At 36.2% G+C, this 20,861-nt stretch carries 15 protein-coding genes and 1 tRNA gene; 5 read left to right on the top strand and 11 right to left on the bottom strand.

Features of this window, described 5'->3' with window-relative positions; genetic code table 11:
- Window positions 1–144: 144 nt before the first annotated feature.
- The 4 genes from ACFIKQ_RS07480 to ACFIKQ_RS07465 all read right to left on the bottom strand — a co-directional run bounded on the left by ACFIKQ_RS07480 (window position 145) and on the right by ACFIKQ_RS07465 (window position 2,912).
- Window positions 145–369: a DUF6990 domain-containing protein gene (locus ACFIKQ_RS07480; protein WP_375647419.1), complete on the bottom strand. Its 225-nt coding sequence runs from the start codon at window positions 367–369 to the stop codon at window positions 145–147.
- Between the two features lie 210 nt (window positions 370–579).
- Window positions 580–825 carry a hypothetical protein gene (locus ACFIKQ_RS07475; protein ID WP_375647407.1) on the bottom strand — a complete coding sequence of 82 codons (246 nt, stop codon included), beginning with the start codon at window positions 823–825 and terminating at the stop codon, window positions 580–582.
- Window positions 826–2,148: 1,323 nt separating this feature from the next.
- Window positions 2,149–2,331 carry a YbfB/YjiJ family MFS transporter gene (locus ACFIKQ_RS07470; protein WP_375636341.1) on the bottom strand — a complete coding sequence of 61 codons (183 nt, stop codon included), beginning with the start codon at window positions 2,329–2,331 and terminating at the stop codon, window positions 2,149–2,151.
- A 504-nt stretch (window positions 2,332–2,835) separates the two neighbouring features.
- Window positions 2,836–2,912 (bottom strand) — tRNA-Arg (locus ACFIKQ_RS07465).
- 262 nt (window positions 2,913–3,174) lie between these two features.
- Between ACFIKQ_RS07465 and ACFIKQ_RS07460 the strand changes: the two genes are divergently transcribed.
- Window positions 3,175–3,948 carry an NAD kinase gene (locus ACFIKQ_RS07460; RefSeq protein WP_012755068.1) on the top strand — a complete coding sequence of 258 codons (774 nt, stop codon included), beginning with the start codon at window positions 3,175–3,177 and terminating at the stop codon, window positions 3,946–3,948.
- A gap of 146 nt (window positions 3,949–4,094) precedes the next feature.
- Window positions 4,095–5,498 carry a DEAD/DEAH box helicase gene (locus tag ACFIKQ_RS07455; protein ID WP_375636301.1) on the top strand — a complete coding sequence of 468 codons (1,404 nt, stop codon included), beginning with the start codon at window positions 4,095–4,097 and terminating at the stop codon, window positions 5,496–5,498.
- Between the two features lie 59 nt (window positions 5,499–5,557).
- Here ACFIKQ_RS07455 and gltX (ACFIKQ_RS07450) read toward each other — a convergent pair whose 3' ends face one another.
- From gltX (ACFIKQ_RS07450) to ACFIKQ_RS07420, 7 genes are all read right to left on the bottom strand, one after another.
- On the bottom strand, window positions 5,558–6,931 hold the full coding sequence (gene gltX, locus ACFIKQ_RS07450; RefSeq protein WP_375636300.1) for a glutamate--tRNA ligase: 1,374 nt from the start codon (window positions 6,929–6,931) through the stop codon (window positions 5,558–5,560).
- Between the two features lie 10 nt (window positions 6,932–6,941).
- On the bottom strand, window positions 6,942–8,603 hold the full coding sequence (locus ACFIKQ_RS07445) for an NAD+ synthase (RefSeq protein WP_375636298.1): 1,662 nt from the start codon (window positions 8,601–8,603) through the stop codon (window positions 6,942–6,944).
- A 122-nt stretch (window positions 8,604–8,725) separates the two neighbouring features.
- Entirely contained in the window at window positions 8,726–10,105 is a 1,380-nt protein-coding gene (locus ACFIKQ_RS07440) for a class II 3-deoxy-7-phosphoheptulonate synthase (protein WP_375636296.1), read from the bottom strand.
- Between the two features lie 68 nt (window positions 10,106–10,173).
- Window positions 10,174–11,565: a glutathione-disulfide reductase gene (gene gor / locus ACFIKQ_RS07435; RefSeq protein WP_375656204.1), complete on the bottom strand. Its 1,392-nt coding sequence runs from the start codon at window positions 11,563–11,565 to the stop codon at window positions 10,174–10,176.
- A gap of 205 nt (window positions 11,566–11,770) precedes the next feature.
- Window positions 11,771–12,340 carry a DUF2059 domain-containing protein gene (locus ACFIKQ_RS07430; RefSeq protein WP_375636292.1) on the bottom strand — a complete coding sequence of 190 codons (570 nt, stop codon included), beginning with the start codon at window positions 12,338–12,340 and terminating at the stop codon, window positions 11,771–11,773.
- Window positions 12,341–12,451: 111 nt separating this feature from the next.
- Complete coding sequence (rpiA, locus tag ACFIKQ_RS07425) at window positions 12,452–13,156, bottom strand: ribose-5-phosphate isomerase RpiA (RefSeq protein WP_375636290.1); 705 nt, start codon at window positions 13,154–13,156, stop codon at window positions 12,452–12,454.
- Between the two features lie 469 nt (window positions 13,157–13,625).
- Complete coding sequence (locus ACFIKQ_RS07420) at window positions 13,626–15,890, bottom strand: ComEC/Rec2 family competence protein (RefSeq protein ID WP_375647401.1); 2,265 nt, start codon at window positions 15,888–15,890, stop codon at window positions 13,626–13,628.
- Window positions 15,891–16,002: 112 nt separating this feature from the next.
- Between ACFIKQ_RS07420 and gltX (ACFIKQ_RS07415) the strand changes: the two genes are divergently transcribed.
- The 3 genes from gltX (ACFIKQ_RS07415) (at window position 16,003) to ACFIKQ_RS07405 (ending at window position 20,474) form a co-directional block, all read left to right on the top strand.
- A complete protein-coding gene (gene gltX / locus ACFIKQ_RS07415; protein WP_375656203.1) occupies window positions 16,003–17,433 on the top strand; it encodes a glutamate--tRNA ligase in 1,431 nt (476 codons plus the stop codon).
- A 263-nt stretch (window positions 17,434–17,696) separates the two neighbouring features.
- On the top strand, window positions 17,697–18,992 hold the full coding sequence (gltA, locus tag ACFIKQ_RS07410) for a citrate synthase (RefSeq protein WP_012755058.1): 1,296 nt from the start codon (window positions 17,697–17,699) through the stop codon (window positions 18,990–18,992).
- Window positions 18,993–19,721: 729 nt separating this feature from the next.
- On the top strand, window positions 19,722–20,474 hold the full coding sequence (locus ACFIKQ_RS07405) for a transporter substrate-binding domain-containing protein (RefSeq protein WP_375647400.1): 753 nt from the start codon (window positions 19,722–19,724) through the stop codon (window positions 20,472–20,474).
- Window positions 20,475–20,861: the final 387 nt, after the last annotated feature.

Below are 20,861 nucleotides of genomic sequence, written 5' to 3'. Positions count from 1 at the left end.
TCAACTGATAATGGCAGCGTTAAACTAGATTCTGGTTCCTATAATTTTTTGAGATCTTCTTGATATTTCTTATCTTTTGTTTCGATAAATTTAGCTATTTTTTTCCTTCCAAGAATGAAGCTCCACCTCTCTGGAAAGCTCTTATTAAGAACTTTGTTTTTCTTCCACATGGCTCATATTTTTTGCTACTTTTGCAATTAAAGTGTAGCTGAGTTTCTTAGATTTCACCACTTCTTTGGCTAAAGCCAATGCACGTTCAAGATGAATCTTTTGGGTATTTTCATCAAAGCCTAAATGATCCCCTGCACTGAAACTTTGATAATAAGATTGTAAGGTTGCAACATCACCCAATAAAGCCAGTGCACTAATATGCAGTAGCTATAATCTGCATCATCTATCTTGATAACCTTATGTGCCTCAACTTCACTCTTTTGCCAAGGTAGTGCTCCATATCTGGAATAAAAGCATTTATGAAGATCAATTTTTTCCATCACCCATTTCAAGACATAATCAAGCTCTAATTTCAACCAATCCGCATATATTTCTTCTTCACAAACTCTCAACCACTTTTTATCAAAGTCAAATTTTAAATCTTGTAAGTGCTGAGAATTGATAGGGGTCAATTACCATGCAGGCAGCAGCTAAAATACCAGTACTAATCGAAAATCCAACATCAAATTGCGGATAACCTTTGATAATTGCGTCATTATAAAGAACTTGTACTTCACGATCTAGTAGTTGATAACGTGCTGAATAATTATCTACCTCTTTAATTTTCTCAACAGACCAATCAAGATTTTTGAAGAGCGCTGTTGCACTCTCCATGGCTAAAAAATTCTTTGCTCTACCTGAAAAAAGGTTGTATCCATATCAAAAGTCAAAAGCAAAACAGCTTTCTGCAAATAAAATTGATAACGCCGTATAAGAGAAGAATCTTATCAATAAGGTCTTTGGTGATTTCTTTTGCAACGTCTAAACGAGATGAAATCTTATCATTAAAAAAACAACAAAGTCAATAGTTTGTGTGAAATTATTTTATATGAATTCCATTTAGAATTCACACTTTATACGTGATTCAATTGACCATTTTTTATAAACAATTGCCATGTATGAATAGACTATAAAAAGCAAATTATGATGCAAGTGTTATAAGGCATGTAAACATTCAAATGAAGTAAAAAGCAGCTATCATTCATAACAGTTCATAAATTTTATGATACGTTTTTATCACACACAAATCGCATTGTTAAAAACGTAATCGTTTGGAATTATCGATAACATAAATTGCATACGCTTAAAGAATAGTATGGGTTTTACTTTTTTTTGAGCGAAACCTTAAAAGAAATAATCATTTGAAGCTATCATAAGATAGATTTTAATTCATTAAGAACACATAAAAGGATTTAAAGACAAGTCGATTTTAAAGCGGGGCTTACTAAAAAAGTTAGTAAATGACAAGCTGGCATTATATAGATAGTATCATCACAACAGATAATAAAATTGATAATGTTATGTCTTATGAAATCAAAAGTCTTTTAATGATATAACGCAAGCAAACAAGCAAAAAACGTTTTAAAAGAGGCATTTTGATAATGTGCTTTGTTTCAAATGCCCCCTCAAAAATGAAGGCGTTATTCTTAATACGTTTTATAACCATAAACAAAGTGTTTATAGGTTCTGTAATTCAAATGAGTGATTAAAAATCATACCTGTCATTTATGTTCCTTTTGATAAGTTTTAATCAATAAAATAGAGCGCTTGCAATATGATACGTTTTGTATATATGCATCCATTATTGATTTCTTTTGTATGATCTGTAGCACCTCTATTTAAAAGCCGCGTCATATCACTTGGCACGGCTTTCCTTTTTAAATTCTCTCTTTTATGATGCGTTTATAACCATCAAAAAGGCGCTCTCCACGCATGTCATTTATTCTTTTTATCAATCTTGATAACGTTATCGCTTTCATAAACCTCACAATTTATGGGAACCGAATATAAATCGCTATGTCTTTTTATTCTTGCATTGCCATATACATTACCTCTAATCACGAAATAACCAGAGATCTTGGCATTGCCATAAACCTTGGCATACTAACAACAGCATGATCATAAACTTCGGCATTGCTATGAATAGTGCAATCATTACTATAGCTGCACAAGATAGCATGTGAGGAGCAAGAGATATATTCCCAATTTTGCCAAACGTAAAGAACATACTCCCCCACCATAATTAGCGCTAGCTATATAAGAAAGTTGATTAAAGGTAAACAATCCCTTATCCAATATAACTGGCAATATTGGTGTATAGAGAAATTTCCCGATACCCATTCTCAAAACCATAATAACCATACCGAATACAGCGTTTTGAAATAATTCAAATCTTGACGATTATTTTTATCCCTATTATTATTCCTTTAACTGGTGATATTCCTCATCCGCGTTCCATTTCACCATAACAGCCTTTAGCTCCCAAATAGAATAAAAGCAAATTTAGCTATCTATTTTAATGCTCAAAACAATATATTTAGCTATCTACTATCAATATCGCCAGATCAATTATACAATAACATATTGAATTAAATGTATTTTTATGTTATATATGTTTATAGTTAAATTGAAAGCATATTTAGATAATCTTGCTTTTTTATCTCGATATTCAAAATGACTAATCGAAAAATTATATACGCAGCCGTAAATTTTACTTCTCTTAAAATCATTTGCTTATTCGCTATAAAACTTAATAAACAAATCAAATGACCATTTTCATAAAAGAGGAAATTGGCTTCTTTTTAGGTAATATTGTTATTTAGGATGATATGAAGTTGAAGAATTTGGTGCACCCGACAGAATTCGAATCTGTGACCTCTGCCTTCGGAGGGCAGCGCTCTATCCAGCTGAGCTACGGGTGCTTCAAACTGATTATTAAAATCAGTTATGGTCTTTTAACCAATCATACTCTTAGCTTCAATGCTAAATTATCATTTTAATAAAAAATTACTTGTTTGTAACTTATCTAACAACGCACTCCTCTTACTTTTCAATGATACTTTACCTTGAAATAACTTCTCTTTATTCAATGCTCTTTTTATTATAAAAAGAGCTTTTGTTACAACTTCAAAACTCTCAAAAATAAGTTACAACATACATTATAAATATCAGGATAATTTTTTAATGACTACATTACCAAGTCGCTTTCATTTTATTTCCGCAGAAACTGAGGACGCTATCAAAGCTACCCATAAATTAATTTCCGTTTATGGTCATTCTTCTCTGGAAGAAACTGATATTGTTGTTGCAATCGGTGGTGATGGGACAATGTTACAAACCGTACGAGACGTCATGAACACAGGCAAACCTATTTATGGTATGAATCAAGGTTCTGTAGGATTTCTTATGAATGAATTTCATGAAAAAAAATTGCCCAATCGTATTGCTGTCGCACATAAAAAAGAAATTCATCCCCTGCGCATGATTGCAAAATCTGAATGTCAAGATTCTATCGAGGCGCTTGCAATTAATGAAGTATCCCTCTTTCGGCAATCTTATCAAGCCGCAAAAATTCGCATCACCATTGATAACAACGTACGCATGGAACAATTAAGTTGTGATGGTGTTCTCGTCGCTACACCAGCTGGATCGACCGCCTATAATTTATCAGCACAAGGACCTATCTTACCTCTTATGGCCCCCCTTATGGCACTCACTCCCGTTAGTCCTTTTCGCCCTCGGCGTTGGCATGGAGCTTTGCTTCCCAATACAGTAATAGTGCGCTTTGATATGCTTGAACCTGACAAACGCCCTGTCAACGCTGCTGCAGATAATATTGAAGTTAAATCTGTTCATTCAGTTACTATTTCAATGGCAACAGAAGTAACAGCTTCAATCCTTTTTGACTCAAATCATTCATGGGATGAGCGCATTTTATCAGAACAATTTCGCTATTAATGATTGTATTATGCGTTTTATATGTATATGATTGTTATAGTTAGTTTTTTTGTGAAAACATCTTAACACTTTTTAAGAGTGTAGAATATTGGTTATAATCATCATTTAGATAGCGCAGTTAAAATCACAGAGCAATTGATAAAAAAATGATACCATCTTTAAACAGTTTTGATGATTTAGGTCTTTCCGCAAAGGTTATTAATGCGGTGAAATCAGCGGGATATACAACTCCAACACCTATTCAAAGTGAAACAATTCCGCATGTCCTTCAAAGAAAAGACGTTTTAGGAATCGCCCAAACGGGAACAGGTAAAACCGCTTCTTTCGTATTGCCTATGCTCACTCTCCTTGAAAAAGGTCGTGCAAGAGCACGAATGCCCCGTACGCTCATCTTAGAACCAACACGGGAAATTGCAGCTCAAGTTGAAGAAAATTTCGATAAATACGGAATAAATCATCGTTTAAATGTTGCTCTTTTGATTGGTGGAGTTTCTTTTGAACTCCAAGATCGCAAACTTGAACGGGGAGCTGATGTTCTTATCGCAACACCAGGGCGCCTTCTTGATCATTGCGAGCGCGGTAAACTGCTCCTGATGGGCGTTGAAATCCTTGTTATTGATGAAGCGGATCGCATGTTGGATATGGGCTTTATTCCTGATATTGAACGCATCTGTAAGCTAACTCCTTTTACGCGTCAAACTTTGTTCTTTTCTGCAACAATGGCGCCAGAAATTACAAAACTAACGAAACAATTTTTACATTCTCCTGTATCTGTTGAAGTTACAAAAGCATCCTCAACCGCAACCACAATTACACAACGGCTCGTCAAATCTGGAAGTAAGTCATGGGATAAAAGAGCTGTTTTGCGAGAACTTATTCATAATGAAGGTGCTGAGCTTCAAAACGCTATTATTTTCTGTAATCGAAAAAGAGATATCTCTGAACTTTTTAGATCTCTCGTCAGGCATAATTTTAGTGTAGGTGCACTTCATGGAGATATGGACCAATACTCGCGCATGAGCACATTGGCCGATTTTAAAGACAATAAACTCACACTTCTTGTTGCATCTGATGTTGCCGCCCGTGGACTTGATATCCCAGCTGTAAGTCATGTATTTAACTATGATGTTCCTACACATGCTGAAGACTATATCCATCGAATTGGTCGTACAGGGCGTGCAAATCGTAGCGGAAAAGCTTTTACAATTGTCACAAAAGCTGATCAAAAATATATCAATGCCATTGAGGAAATGAGTAATGAAAAAATTGAATGGCTCAATGGAGATCTCTCAACTTTAATAGCCGATGATCAAACAGAAGATATTGTTGTAAAGAAAAAATCTTCAAAATCATCAAAGAAAACTGCTCAAAAAGAGCCTGTTGCTCACACTAAAAAATCTGTAGAAGAGAATAAAACAGAATATATCAAAAATGCAAATAATAAAGAGAAGCCATCTGAGCAACAACGCCCACGAAAAAATAAGAATTACACGCCCCTTGGATTTGGTGATGATATTCCTGCTTTCATGCTTATAAAAACGTGTAAATAAACCCGTTCTTTACTCTCTTTAAGAGTAAAATGAACGAAATGCTTTTAAAAAAGCCGCTCTTATTTCCTAGAGAGTCTTTCTGCTACCTTTTCACGTCCCAAGAGCGGCAAAATTTTTCCCATTTCAGGTCCATGATCCATCCCAGTAAGTGCCTGACGTAATGGCATAAACAAAGCTTTCCCACTACGTCCTGTTTTTTCTTTTAATTCTGTTGTCCAAATTTTCCAACTTTCCTCATTCAAAGCACCTTCAGGTAAGAAATCGAGTGATTGGCGCACAAAAGCACGATCCTCTAGTGCCACTGTATCAAAATTCTGTTCATCATGAATTATTTTCCACCACAAAACAGCATCATTGACTTTATTAATATTACTTCTTATCGCGTTCCAGAAATATTCCGCCTTATCTCCCTCAATAGAAAGTTTTTTAAGGCGCATTTTTACTTCCTCATAGTTTAACTCATGGACAAGATGACTATTCAAAGCAAGAAGATCAGCAATATCAAATTTTGCAACGGATCTTGACGTATCTTGGAGATTAAAATGCTCTAAAAGCGCTGCTTGATTGGGATAGGGATGCACATTTTGCGATGTCCCAATCAAAACGGCAAGGCATTGAACAGCTATAGATTCAAATCCTTCTTCCCGTAGAGAACGAATAGAAAGATCATTGTTACGTTTTGAAAGTCCTTTTCCTAAAACTGTCGCCAATAAATTGATATGACCAAAAACCGGTAATTCTGCATTAAGAGCTTTAAAAAGAGCAATTTGAGCGCCTGTATTTGTAATATGATCATCCCCACGAATAATATGCGTAATAGCCATATCTACATCATCAACAACAGACGGCAATGTATAAAGATAGCTTCCATCTTCACGAATGAGAACAGGATCTGAAAGAGAAGCCAAATCAATCGTCTGCTTTCCCTTTACTGCATCATTCCAACAAACTGCTGTTCGCTTTGTTTGTAGAGGATCATTTTCAAAATTAGGGAGAAGAAAACGCCAATGGGGTTTACGACCTTGTGATTCAAAGTTTTTTTTCTCTTCTGCTGTCAATTTTAATGCTGCACGGTCATAAATAGGAGGCAATTTGCGTGAAAGCTGGATTTTACGACGCCGTTCTAATTCTTCTGCAGTCTCATAACAGGGATAAAGAAGCCCGCGTTGTTTGAGAATTTCCGCAACTTCATCATATCGATTAAATCGCTTAGATTGGTAATAAATTGCATCTGGTTGAATACCAAGCCATTCAAGGTCAACAGCAATAGCATCGATATATTCTTGTTTAGAACGTTCAACATCTGTATCATCATAGCGCAAGATAAATGCTCCATTATGCGCTTGCGCATAAAGCCAATTGAAAAGCGCAATACGGATATTGCCAATATGAATATAACCTGTTGGAGAGGGAGCAAAACGAACTTTAACCATAAAATAATACTCAATTTTTATCGCGAAAATGATTAACTATGGGATAGCGACGATCGCGTCCGAAACTCTTGTAACTGATTTTTACACCGAGTGCAGATTGTCGTCTTTTATATTCGGCACCATAAAGAAGCTGTTCAACTTTCTCAACAGTTTCCCGTGAATACCCACGTTTAATAATATCACAAATACTCATGTCATTTTCTACAAGAGATTGCAAGATATCATCTAGAATAGGATAAGGCGGTAGAGAATCTTCATCTTTTTGATTTTCCCGCAGCTCTGCAGAAGGCGCTTTTTCTATAATATTGGATGGAATGACAATCCCTTCTGGTCCTCTCAAATTGTGCAAGTGATTTTTATTGCGCCACTCAGCTAATGCATAAACCTGCATTTTATAAATATCTTTAAGAGGATTAAACCCGCCATTCATATCACCATACAGTGTCGCATATCCCACAGCCATTTCCGACTTATTGCCTGTCGTTACCACCAATGAACCGAATTTATTTGAAAGAGCCATTAAAAGTGTACCGCGTATACGACTTTGAAGATTTTCTTCTGTTATATCAGGGGGTAACCCTAGAAAAACTGGCGCCATTGTCTTTAAAAAAGCTTCAACAGGTTGCTCAATCGGTATTATTTCATAATGACATCCTAGAAGTTGTGCACATTCTTTAGCATCTTTTAACGATTCTTGTGAAGTATAGTGATAAGGCATCATAATGGTGCGAACTCTCTCAGAGCCAAGAGCATCCACCGCCATTGCCGCACACAGGGCTGAATCAATTCCTCCTGAAAGACCAAGAATAACATCCTTAAAGCGATTTTTATTAACGTAATCTCTCAAACCTAAAACACAAGCTTGATAATCGGCCGCTAATCCATTGAGAAGACTTTCATTAGGACCTGAAATACAGTGCCATCCCGTCGTTATTTTTTGCCAATGGCTTAAAGCAATATGGCTATCAAAGTGCTTCATTTGAAATATCTTTTTTCCTTCTCCATTCAAGGCAAAAGACCCACCATCAAAAACGAGCTCATCTTGACCTCCAACTTGATTAGCATAAATAATTGGTACCCTAGATCGTAGAGCTTGCGTATGAACAACATCTATACGTTTTAAGGTTTTATTACGATAGTAGGGAGATCCGTTAAGGACAAGAATAATTTCCGCTCCTTTATTACCAAGCTCCGCACAAAGTGAAGAATCATTCCAAATATCTTCACAAATCACTATTCCTAGTCCTACCCCACGATAGATAAGAGGCTCAGGTCGTGGGCCTGAAGAAAATAAACGCTTTTCATCAAATTCAGCATAATTAGGTAAATCAAACTTCAAACTTTCGGCAATGACTCGCCCTTCATCAAGAAGCATGACACCGTTGTAAATATTGCCATTGCGTCTTAATGGAAGACCAATGACAATTCCTGGTCCGCCTACGGTTATCTTTGCTAATTTCTTAACAGTCTCTTCACATGTTTTTGTAAAAGCAGGTTTTAGAACAAGATCTTCCGGCGGATAAGCGCTTATAAAAAGTTCCGTGAATAAAACAAGATCAGCCCCCTCTTCTTTGGCCTTTTGATGTGCCATGACAGCTAAAGAAAAATTCCCCTCAATATCACCAACAATAGGATTTAATTGGGCAATTGATACCCGAAAATCATTTTTCATAAGCCTTTGTATCATTTCATCAGTTTAGCAACCACAACTTTACTCTTCATCATCAGGAAATATCACTTTTTAAAAATTCTCTTCTGCCATAATGACCTAAAAGTATATTAGGAAAAATTTTCCTACCCACCAGCAGCAACTCCTAACGAATCAGTCACACGATTTTTTTTAAGGAGTTCAGCAACAAGAAAAGCCAATTCTAACGCTTGATCTGCATTTAACCGTGGATCACATTGCGTATGATAACGATCAGATAAATCGTCTACAGAAATAGCATGCGCCCCTCCTGTACATTCAGTAACATCACGACCTGTCATCTCAATATGGATACCTCCTGGATAAGTTCCCTCTCCACGATGTACTGCAAAAAAATTCTCTACTTCTTTTAAAACATAATCAAAGGGACGCGTCTTATAACCATTGGCAGTAATCGTATTGCCATGCATTGGATCACATGACCATATAACCGCACGCTTCTCACGTTCAACGGCACGGATGAGTTTAGGCAGATAACTTTCAACTTTATCATACCCAAAACGCGTAATGAGAGTAAGCCGCCCCAGCTCGTTTTCTGGATTTAAAATATCAATTAATTTTAAAAGCTCATCAGACTCAATGGAAGGACCACATTTTAATCCTATAGGATTTTTAACGCCGCGACAATATTCAACGTGAGCATGGTCAATCTGACGTGTACGGTCACCAATCCATAACATATGACCGGATGTTGCATACCAATTTCCTGAAGTTGAATCAATCCGAGTCAAAGCCTCTTCATAACCAAGCAAAAGTGCTTCATGACTGGTATAAAAAGATGTTTCACGCAATGAAGAATGTGTTTTGGATGTAATCCCTATAGAACGCATAAAATCAATTGCTTCAGAAATACGCTCTGCCAATAATTCATAACGTTCCCCCTGCGGACTGTTAGAAACAAAACTCAACATCCATGTGTGTACATTTTCTAAATTAGCATAGCCACCTTGTGAAAAAGCACGCAATAGATTAAGTGTTGCCGCAGATTGGCGGTAAGCCATAGACATCCGTTGCGGATCTGGAATACGAGAATCGGCTTCAAACTCAATGCCATTAATAATATCCCCCCGATAAGCAGGAAATTCAACTCCCTCTTTGCTTTCGATATCAGAAGAGCGGGGCTTTGCAAATTGACCAGCAATACGACCAATTTTAACAACCGGTTTAGAACTACCAAAGGTTAAAACAATTGCCATTTGCAAAAATACACGAAAAAAATCACGGATATTATCAGCTTCATGTTCTGCAAAGCTTTCGGCACAATCACCACCTTGCAATAAAAAAGCTTGTCCTTTTGCAACAGCTGCTAATTCATTTTTTAAATCACGTGCTTCACCGGCAAAAACTAAAGGAGGATAACTTCTCAGTTTTCGTTCAACATCTTCTAACATAGACTTATCCGGATAAGTCGGAACTTGTTTAATTGGCCTTGTTCTCCAAGAGTCAGGTGCCCATTCTTTTATCATTACACTCTCTCTAAAGATTAATCTTACAGATTGGCATATCAAAAGCTTTTTACCGCAATATATGCTGTTTAACTTTCTATTTTCTTCCCATTTTCATATATATAACTTGGTTTATACATCGTTACCAATTCTTCTGCCATCGTTGGATGCACTGCCATCGTTTCATCAAAGATATCCTTCGTCAGCTTTCCTTTGAGAGCTATCCCAATAAGCTGTGCCATCTCACCAGCGTTTTCCCCTAAAATATGAGCGCCCACAACAATACGGCTTTCACCATCAACAATGAGTTTCATAAGCATTTTCTCTGAACTATCAGAAAAAACATTACGCATAGGACGAAAAACTGTACGATAAATTTCAAGACGCTTATAACGACGTACCGCATCTTCTTCTGAAAGACCAACTGTTCCAATCTCTGGCTGAGAAAAAACTGCCGTCGTAATTAAATCATAATCAGGTGTCGTGGGAATATTCTCAAACGCAGTCTTCACGAAACACATTGCATCATGAATCGCAACAGGTGTTAATTGAATATGACCTGTTACATCACCAACAGCCCAAATATGGGGTACATTCGTTGTCATTCTTTCATCAACAACAACTGCACCAAATTCATCCACTTGAACACCTGCTCGCTCAAGTCTTAAACCTGTTGTATTTGGTACACGCCCCGTAGCCAACATAATCTGATCGGCACCGATCGTTTGCCTATTTGATAAAACAACTTCATAACAATTTTCTGCAGCCTGCACTTTAGAAATTGTTACGCCATAGAAAATAGAAATCCCTTTTTCAATCATTGCATCGCTAAGCAATTGCCGCAAATCATGATCAAAACCACGAAGGATTAAATCACCACGATGGAGCAGCGTTGTTTTTACCCCCAATTCATGAAAAATATTAGCAAATTCAACACCAATATACCCTCCACCAACAATGACTATCGATTTTGGGAGTTGATCAAGGTCAAAAATCTCATTAGAAGTGAGGCAAAATCCACCGCCTTCTATGGGAGTATTTGGTGCAAATTTTGCCCCTGTTGCAATCAAAATCTTTTCCGCACTTACCCGCTCACCCGTGGCAGAAAGCTCTAATGTGTGATCATCTATAAAAGTAGCACGACTTTCATAAATATGCACATTGTTATTTTCTAATCCCTTACGATACAGCCCTTCTAACCTTGATATTTCTTTATTTTTAGCTGCAACCAACTTTTCCCAGCTAAAAATTGGATCCGCACATTTCCACCCAAAACCAACACTTTTCTTAAATTCTTTTACATATTGTGATGCATAAACATAAAGTTTTTTGGGAACACAACCACGAATAACACAAGTACCCCCTATACGATATTCCTCTGCTATAGCAACACGCTTACCAAGTCCTCCAGCAAGCCGTGCTGCACGTACTCCACCAGAACCACTTCCAATAACAAATAAATCAAAGTCAAAAGAGCCCACGAATTATTCCTTCTTATGTATCTGCAAGAATAGGCTAAGATCATTTATTATCAAATGAAAGTCTTTTTTTCTTTTGAAGAAGCATTTTTTTATAAAGCCGTATTCTAAAAAGACCTACTCTCATTAAAATATTAAAAACGGCGGAAAAACCGCCGCTATTTAAAAAATCAGAAATTGCCCATTGGTTGTCATGATATCAATCAAGCTATTTTTTATTTTCTGAAGATTCTGATTTTATAGGCATATTTGTAGGCATAGTAGAATTATTCAAATTAACTGTTTCAGACATTTCTTTTTTCACATTTTCTACAAGATCCCGCATAAGCGCAGAACGCCATGCATCAAATGCTGAATAAGAATCACGTGCGATATTGGGGACCTCTGTCAAAAACTTTTTACCGGTATCAGAATTGTAGAATGCCGTTATTGCATCAAGCTCTTTTTGAGTAAAATATTTTGCATATACATGAGCAATCTCTTTTTCTAGATCAGAGCGCCTTTTAATTAAAGCAAGCGCCTGCTTATCAACAATATCAGAAATAGTCTCTGCCAAATTTGGATCAGCCCTCATCAGTGCAGTTTTAAGATCATCTACCGCATTTGGTAAAAAACTATCAAACTGATCCGTTGCGTGAATGGCACTTATAGCCTTTCTAGCTGAAGCTAAATGCTGATCGCTCACACCTTGTGCATAAGCCATTCCAATATTCACAACGAAAACGGCAACTACACCTAAATATACGACAAAACGCTGAAAAGAAAATATTGTTTTCATTTAATGATTACCCCGATAATTAATTATAATTCAAATGCGTTATTTATTCAAAATTTCAATACTCTTTGATTTATTGTATTGTGCTAACATATCGTCATGAAACTGTCTTCTCTAAAAATCAAAAGATTCTAAAATTTTTGTTTGACCATCAGCCATAGCTACAATTGCACGTGAAGCCAATCCCAAAAAAAGTCCATGCTCAACAACACCAGGAATGGCAAGAAGTGCATCCGATAATGGTTTTGGTTGCAAAATGCAGCCCCAAAATGCATCAAGAATAAAATGGCCACCATCTGTTTCAAAAGGATTTTTTCCATTCATTCGCAATGCAATTTCTCCAGAAAGCCCTAAATCCTCAGCGACTTTTTCGATGGCTCTGCATGTTGTATGGATACCAAATGGATTAACTTCAATTGGTAGTGCAAAAGCACCAAGTCGTTTTACCACCTTTGTTTCATCAGCAATGACAAGCATTGCACGAGATGCCGATGCTACAATTTTTTCATACAACAATGCTCCCCCTCCACCTTTAATGAGCATCATCTCAGGACCAATTTCATCTGCTCCGTCAATATCAAGATCCAGTTCAGGTATTTGTTCTAAAGTGCTAACAGGCACTCCAAACTTACGACAGAGTTGTTCAGAATATCGTGAAGTAGCAACACCAGTCACTCGCAAACCATCCGCAACACGCCCACCAAGAAGACGAATAAATTCATTGACTGTCGAACCAGATCCAATACCAAGCCGCATATCATCTTCAATAAATTCAAGCGCTTTAATAGCTGCCATTTTTTTTAACTGCTGAACATCCATGAATGACTTTGCCTTTTATCCGTATAAGCAGCATTTATCACCCCTATTACCACCGATAATAATGATAATAAAAGATAACCTCTTGACGCAATCTATTTAAATTTACCATCATCTTTTGCTTGAAGAGATGTTACTCGTTATAGAAATATATGATAAGAATAAAATAGAATAATCAACAATTATCTTTTTTATTTCTTTGAGAAAATTTATTAGCATTTTTCTCATTCAATAAGAATTTTTGATTTATCTTGTGCTATCAATAGGATGCACATATCAATTTTTTGAAAAATTTAAAATGATCAGATATAAAAATCATCTATTTCTAGAAAACTGTAGATTATTATCTCGTTTCAATAACTTTGATAAACTTACTAATTTAAATACCGCAAAATTTTATCAGAAGAGTCTTCTATTATTTTTTGTTTTGTCATTATCCAAATGTGAAGCAAAATATGATAGATTATATTTTTTATGAATGCTGTCTGTGCATATTCCATGGTCTATGAAACCCTAGCGAAGACCAAATAATATCTCCACCTTTGGTCATCATAACGCTTCCTCGTGATAACAATTGTTGAGGCGTAAATATTATTTTTGCCTTCTTATAACATGTTGGATTACGCATTACAAATGTATGAATGAGAATATCTGCCTCTACACATTGATCTATTTCTCTCTGTAAAACAACCACTTTTAATCCATTCTCTAATAATGACGTACATACATGATAATCACAAATAAATTGTCCGTGCAACGAAGGACCATATTTTGTTGGTTTAATCGTTTCATTCACACGAAATGACTTTTTCCATATGGATGTCGTGAACTTAGAAATATGGTAACGATCAATATATAATTTTTTATCATGGATAACGCCCACGAGACGCATATTATCTGCTATAATCAGTTGTACAGGTGAATGCATTACGCAAATAGAAATACCAGCCAAAATAAACAAACTAAAAAAGAGCCGGATGAGTGTTTTGCAAAAAGTCAGTCCAACCAAGCCTATACTCAATAAAACCAACGCAGATAACGGCATAAAACCAGGATTCAAACCAGGAGAAATAGCCTTGATAACATGCGCAATCTTTATCACAAGATCAACACCAAACCCCATAATTTGAAGGGGGAGCCATTCGAATCCTCCTAACATTGCGAGGACTGCAATTAATCCAAAAGGAATGACGAAAATTGAAATGACAGGCAAAGCAAAAGCATTACTGATAATGCTCAAAGATGCCGTATTAGAAAAATGATACGCAGCATAAATTCCACTTGCACTCCCTGCAACAAGGGAAGAAGCACATGTTGAAAGCATCGATAAGAAAGCAAAATTTATCACTCCTCCTCCAACATAAGAGGGTGTTGTTTTTCTTTTACGAAAAAATGATCTTCCACTCCACCAATCAAAAAAAGCGATCAAAGCAGCAGTCGCAGAAAAGGACATTTGAAAGCTAGGACCTAATATTTCATGGGGTGTCATCGCCAGAGTTATCAACCCTGCAATAGAAAAATTACGCATTGTTATAGCAGAGCGATTACACAATATAGCAACCAACATAACAGCAATCATCACAAAACTTCTTTGCGCTGATATTGCTAAGCCCGACAATAACAAATAAAAAGCTGTTATCATAAACGCAACGATAGCAGCAAATTTTTTACTGGAATAATAGGAAGAAAAAACTGGAAAAAATGCTAAAAAACTACGGATACTCAAAAGAACTATGCCGCTTAACAACGCCATATGTAAACCGGATATTGATAAAATATGGGCTAATCCAGCCGTACGTAATGCTTCATTTGTCTCATTTGAAATGCCAGCACGCTGCCCTGTTATAAGAGCAGCAGCAACACTCCCCTTTTCTCCTTCAAGGGCTATACGGATTCTTTGTGTCATCTTCGTGCGTAAATTTTCAATTTTCTGTAGAATGATAGCGAATATTCCATCAGGCTGCGAAACCGATATTTTTCTTGGTTTTCCTAAATAAACGCCTTGTGCCCCAATTCTTTTAAAGTAATTATGAAAACTAAAGTCGTAGCCTCCTGGACGCACTGGCCCAGAAAATGCACGAATCTTAACTTTCCCATATAGTCCATCACCAATTGCTAAGCCAGATGGCAAATATCTTGCCGATAAACGAATACGATGAAGACTATGGCATAATATGGGCTTTTCTGTACTCAAAACATCCAAAACTAAACGAAATCCCCCTTTGGTGCCTAACTCAATAGAAACAATTCTTCCCGTCAATGTGGTGACGATGTCACTGCTTAACATGGGTGTTGCAATACGCCACGTTTCTATTTTTGCCGCCAAAACACCCAATATAATACAAAACAAAAATCCCACGGGAATCCATATTTTTCGATAAAAACGTGCAACATAGAATATTCCCAGAAAAATACTGACCAACGCCCCCAATTGTCCCCAACTTGGCTCCCACTCTAAATGAAAATAAAAAATGATTCCTAGAGCAAAAAAGATTAAAATCAGCGAAAAAAGGATACCAAAAGAAACTTCTTTATTGATACAATCTTCTAGCCATTTGCGAAAACGAATGATTACTTCTTTTGAGAGTGTCAATAAAAAAAGTTTTTGTTGGTTATAACTGCCGTTCTTTGCATCATCATATCTAGAAAAAATACTCTGCCCTATTTGACATGGCTTTTTTCTTTCTGTAACAGATTTTTCGGATAAACCCTCTTTAACTTTACTTTGATAAAACATCCGCCCCCCACTTTAACTCGCAATATGGCTATTGCACACCCCATCACCTATGCTAACATGATTTTTCTATAAAGTTCTATAAGTAATATCTCAGTTTAAAGGAAAATATTTCGTGTCTGTTATTACTCGTTTTGCCCCTTCACCCACTGGCTTCCTTCATATTGGTGGCGCTCGTACTGCTCTTTTTAATTGGCTTTATGCAAAACATACCGGTGGAAAAATGCTTTTACGAATTGAAGATACAGACCGAGAGCGCTCAACAGAAGCAGCTGTAAAAGCTATTATAGATGGCTTACACTGGATGGGGCTTAGTTATGATGGCACCCCTATTTCGCAATTTGAACGTGCTGAACGTCACCGACAAATCGCCGAACAGTTGGTCAAAGACGGCAAAGCATATTATTGTTATGCTTCACCTGAGGAGTTAGCTGAAATGCGTGAAAAAGCCCGTGCAGAAGGGCGCCCACCACGTTATGATGGACGTTGGCGGGACCGTGATCGTTCTGAAGCTCCTAAAGGTGTTAAGCCTGTTATTCGCATCAAAGCCCCTGAAGAAGGAGAAACGATTGTACATGATCGTGTTCAAGGTGATGTTCGTTTTCCTAATAAAGATCTCGATGACTTTATTATTTTGCGTTCTGATGGTTCGCCTACTTATATGCATGCTGTTGTCGTTGATGATCATGATATGGGCATCACACATATTATACGTGGGGATGATCATCTTACCAATGCTGCCCGACAAATGATCATCTTTAAGGCAATGGGATGGGATATTCCTGTTATGGCACACATTCCTCTTATCCATGGTGAAAACGGTGCAAAATTATCAAAGCGGCATGGTGCACTCGGTGTTGATGCCTACCGAACAATGGGATATCTTCCTGCTGCTTTGCGCAATTACCTTGTCCGTTTAGGTTGGAGTCATGGTGATGACGAACTGATGTCGCTTAAAGATATGATTTCTTGGTTTGACATTGAGGATATTAACAAAGGTGCTGCTCGTTTTGATCTCAAAAAGCTCGATTCCATCAACGGACATTATATGCGCATGAGTAATGATCAAGAACTTTTTGATGCCGCTCTTAATATTCTACCAGAAACCGATAGGGGAGCACAAATTATTGAAAGACTTGATGAAAAACGCCGTATTCAATTTTTAAAAGCAATCCCACATTTGAAAGAACGTTCAAAAACACTGTGCGAACTGATTGACAATGCCTCCTTCATTTTTACGCAACGACCTTTACAACTTGATGAAAAAGCACAAATGCTCTTAGATAAAAATGGACGAACCATTTTAAATGATCTTTATCTTGCCCTGAAAGCTTGCCCCTCTTGGGATACAAAAAACCTAGATGAAACACTTCGCTCTTGTGTACAAACACAGAATCTCAAATTTGGATCTATTGCCCAACCACTTCGCGCAGCTCTTACAGGATCTGCAACATCACCAGGTGTTTTGGATGTTCTTATTTTATTAGGACGCGATGAATCCCTTCATCGCATCAAGGACCAACTTATCACAACAATATGCTCATAATGTGTACTGAGTATATTTCCTCAAATAGGGATCTATACAGATATCTCAACGCGCCCTAGAAGAGTTTTTTATGTTATATCATTGAAATACATTTTTTATTGAGTAATAATGATCAATAAGGAAATATTTTTAGATTGCATGTACTCACTTTTAGAGGCAATCTACCATTAAATATAAGTAAGAAAAGCTTCAGTTATACATCCCCCACTCTGATGAAGCAGAGTCTTAATTTTTAGCAGTGAAGGATCTGAAAGGAATACCGAATGTCTGAGAATAACGCATATATTATTGTGAATGATAAAAAAGTAGAGCTTCCCTTGCGTAAAGGCACGAGTGGACCTGAAGTCATTGAAATTGCTTCTCTCTACAAAAAAGCCGATATTTTTACTTATGATCCTGGTTTTACTTCAACAGCTTCTTGTGAATCAAAAATTACTTATATCGACGGTGATAAAGGCATATTGCTTTATCGTGGTTATCCTATTGATCAATTAGCTGAAAAAGGAGACTTTCTCGAAAGTTGTTATCTTTTACTTTATGGTGAACTCCCAACACAGCAAGAAAAAAATGAATTTGATCGATGTATTATGCAGCATACCATGGTACACGAACAGTTTGCACGCTTCTTCCATGGCTTCCGCCGTGATTCTCATCCTATGGCCGTCATGGTTGCCTGCCTTGGCGCTATGTCTGCGTTCTATCACGACTCTATTGATATTACAGATCCTCACCAGAGAATGATTGCTTCTGTTCGTCTTATCTCAAAAGTTCCAACGCTTGCTGCTATGGCCTATAAATACAGTATCGGACAAGCATTTGTTTATCCACGTAATGATCTTAGTTATGCTGCAAATTTCCTCCGTATGTGCTTTGCTGTTCCTTGTGAAGAATATAAAACAAACCCTGTGCTTGCTCGGGCGATGGATCAAATCTTTATCCTTCATGCAGATCATGAACAAAATGCTTCTACATCTACGGTACGTCTTGCTGGATCCTCGGGTGCTAATCCGTTTGCCTGTATTGCAGCAGGTGTTGCATGCCTTTGGGGACCAGCACATGGTGGTGCCAATGAAGCATGTTTAAAAATGCTACAAGAAATAGGTTCTATTGAAAGAATTCCTGAATTTATTGCACGTGCAAAAGATAAAAATGATCCTTTCCGCCTTATGGGCTTTGGGCACCGTGTCTATAAAAATTATGACCCACGTGCAAAAATCATGCAAAAAACCTGTCATGAAGTTTTAAAAGAACTCAACATTCAAGATGACCCGCTTCTTGATATTGCAATAGAACTTGAAAAAATTGCCTTAAGTGATGAATATTTTATTGAGAAAAAGCTTTATCCCAATGTTGATTTCTATTCCGGCATTACATTAAAAGCTCTAGGTTTTCCAACTGAAATGTTTACTGTTCTTTTTGCATTGGCGCGCAGTGTCGGGTGGGTGGCACAATGGAAAGAAATGATTGAAGACCCTGCACAAAAAATTGGTCGTCCTCGACAACTCTACACAGGCTATGCTATGCGTGACTATGTTCCTATAGATGAACGTGCAAATTAAAAAAAGAAATCAATAAAGCTTCAGTTTACTGAAGCTTTATTGAAAATAATCCAAAAATTATCCTTTGAGAATTTTTATAAAACGTGATTTTAAAACTCTTTCTACAGAGGTAACATCATCATAAAAATTTACTAAAAAATTCTAAGTTTTAAATTGAGAATACTCTTCTGCAAATTAGCCAAACATTTAGCAAAAAGAAATTGAAAATTTTACCTTATAATTCTCATTATCTTTAATGGAAGTGTATTTCCTGTCATTCCCTCATGTTTAAAAACCTTATTACATATTAAAATCTAGCAATGTCAGAATTTTACTTTCTATCTTCTCCAGATAAAATTGCAAAAGGCTTACATTAAGTGCTTCTTTAAAATGCCAAAAACTTCTTATCCCTTTTCAAGTAGATTAGAATAAAAATACTTTACATTTTATCCTGTTCAGAGCTGAAATTTTCTTTGTATTTAAGTTAATATTTTTCCTTTTAAATCTAACTTATTGATTTTTAAATAAAAATATTAAAAATCATCATATAATCAACAAGAGCTGTACTTCTTTCCTGTATTTTTTATTCCCATACTTGATAAAAATAAATCATTTTTTTGATAATGATATCCAGCATAATGATAGCAAAATGAACCCAGATAAATTTTTTACATTGCTCCAAAAGAGCTTACAGATTATAAAAATGCATGATGGTTTCATATTTGCCAGCTTATCTAATAGGAGAACATAATGAAATTATTAGCAGGAGCTCTTATAATAAGCGCAACACTGTTTACCCTATCGGCCAATTCTCAAACGCTGAAAATTGCAAGCGATGCCTCTTATCCGCCATTTAGTTATATTGACTCAAATAACGAACTTCAAGGGTTTGATATTGATATATCTTATGCGCTTTGTAAAAAAATGAATGTTGAATGTACTATTGTCACACAAGACTTCGAGGGGATGATTCCTGGTCTTCTTGCCAAAAAATACGATGCTATCGTTTCTTCCCTTTCTCCTACAAAAGAGCGCTTACAAAAAATTGATTTTACAGATCCTTACTACAATACTGTACTCGCTGTTATCGTTACCAAAAATTCGGGAATTAAAGAAATCTCAACACAAAACTTTAGAGGTAAAAATCTTGGAGTACAATCGAATACAACACAAGCTGCATATGCGGAAGATCATTATGCCTCTGAAAGAGTGAATATCAAACTTTATCCTACAGCAATAGAAGCTAATCGTGATCTTTTAAGCCATCGGCTTGATATCATTATCTTTGATAAATTAAAAGCATTAAATTGGCTTGAAAATGAAGGAAAAGATTGCTGTATCCTCCTAGGAACTCTAGAAGAAACAAAATTTCCTGTTGCAATTGCACTCCGTCAAAATAATAACGATCTTAAAAACAGTTTTAATAAAGCAATAGAAGAAATCCGCGCCGATGGAACCTATGAAAAAATTATGAAAAAATATTTTACTTTCAGTATCGATTAGATATCACTATGAATTAAAATTCAGTTTTTATATTTAAGGAGTATTTTTTAACTCTTTATTGGACATGCAAAGATAATTGGAAATTCGGCAGTTTTATAAGAAAATTTACATTTATCAAAATAGTTTTTAATTGTTCCTCGATATCTAAACATTTTATAGAATATAATGACAACAATAAGGTTGTATTTTTATCGTATCAAAATCTAATTTTTTCTTTATGTTCAAATTGAATAGCCTTACTTTCAAGAAAAATCCTTAGTTTTTACTCATGAAATGATTCAAATCTATCATTTCGTGAAAATTAACCTATCATACAAGCAATAAGATATTTATTCTTTTTTTATCAATAAAAAAGATAATTTTTTTGATAATAATGTCCAACATAAT

It is taken from the genome of Bartonella sp. MR63HLJHH (assembly GCF_042194155.1).
Classification (GTDB): domain Bacteria; phylum Pseudomonadota; class Alphaproteobacteria; order Rhizobiales; family Rhizobiaceae; genus Bartonella; species Bartonella grahamii.
Note: the sequence above shows the minus strand (reverse complement) of the source record. Positions and strands in the feature narration are given on the sequence as shown.

What these genes read in the sequence shown, in the direction of transcription:
- gltA (WP_012755058.1), top strand. Translation starts at nt 17,697, where the DNA reads ATGTCTGAGAATAACGCATATATTATTGTGAATGATAAAAAAGTAGAG.
- ACFIKQ_RS07470 (WP_375636341.1), bottom strand. Translation starts at nt 2,331, where the DNA reads ATGGGTATCGGGAAATTTCTCTATACACCAATATTGCCAGTTATATTG.
- ACFIKQ_RS07455 (WP_375636301.1), top strand. Translation starts at nt 4,095, where the DNA reads ATGATACCATCTTTAAACAGTTTTGATGATTTAGGTCTTTCCGCAAAG.
- ACFIKQ_RS07430 (WP_375636292.1), bottom strand. Translation starts at nt 12,340, where the DNA reads ATGAAAACAATATTTTCTTTTCAGCGTTTTGTCGTATATTTAGGTGTA.
- gltX (WP_375636300.1), bottom strand. Translation starts at nt 6,931, where the DNA reads ATGGTTAAAGTTCGTTTTGCTCCCTCTCCAACAGGTTATATTCATATT.
- ACFIKQ_RS07440 (WP_375636296.1), bottom strand. Translation starts at nt 10,105, where the DNA reads ATGATAAAAGAATGGGCACCTGACTCTTGGAGAACAAGGCCAATTAAA.
- rpiA (WP_375636290.1), bottom strand. Translation starts at nt 13,156, where the DNA reads ATGGATGTTCAGCAGTTAAAAAAAATGGCAGCTATTAAAGCGCTTGAA.
- ACFIKQ_RS07460 (WP_012755068.1), top strand. Translation starts at nt 3,175, where the DNA reads ATGACTACATTACCAAGTCGCTTTCATTTTATTTCCGCAGAAACTGAG.
- ACFIKQ_RS07420 (WP_375647401.1), bottom strand. Translation starts at nt 15,890, where the DNA reads ATGTTTTATCAAAGTAAAGTTAAAGAGGGTTTATCCGAAAAATCTGTT.
- ACFIKQ_RS07405 (WP_375647400.1), top strand. Translation starts at nt 19,722, where the DNA reads ATGAAATTATTAGCAGGAGCTCTTATAATAAGCGCAACACTGTTTACC.
- ACFIKQ_RS07445 (WP_375636298.1), bottom strand. Translation starts at nt 8,603, where the DNA reads ATGAAAAATGATTTTCGGGTATCAATTGCCCAATTAAATCCTATTGTT.
- ACFIKQ_RS07475 (WP_375647407.1), bottom strand. Translation starts at nt 825, where the DNA reads ATGGAGAGTGCAACAGCGCTCTTCAAAAATCTTGATTGGTCTGTTGAG.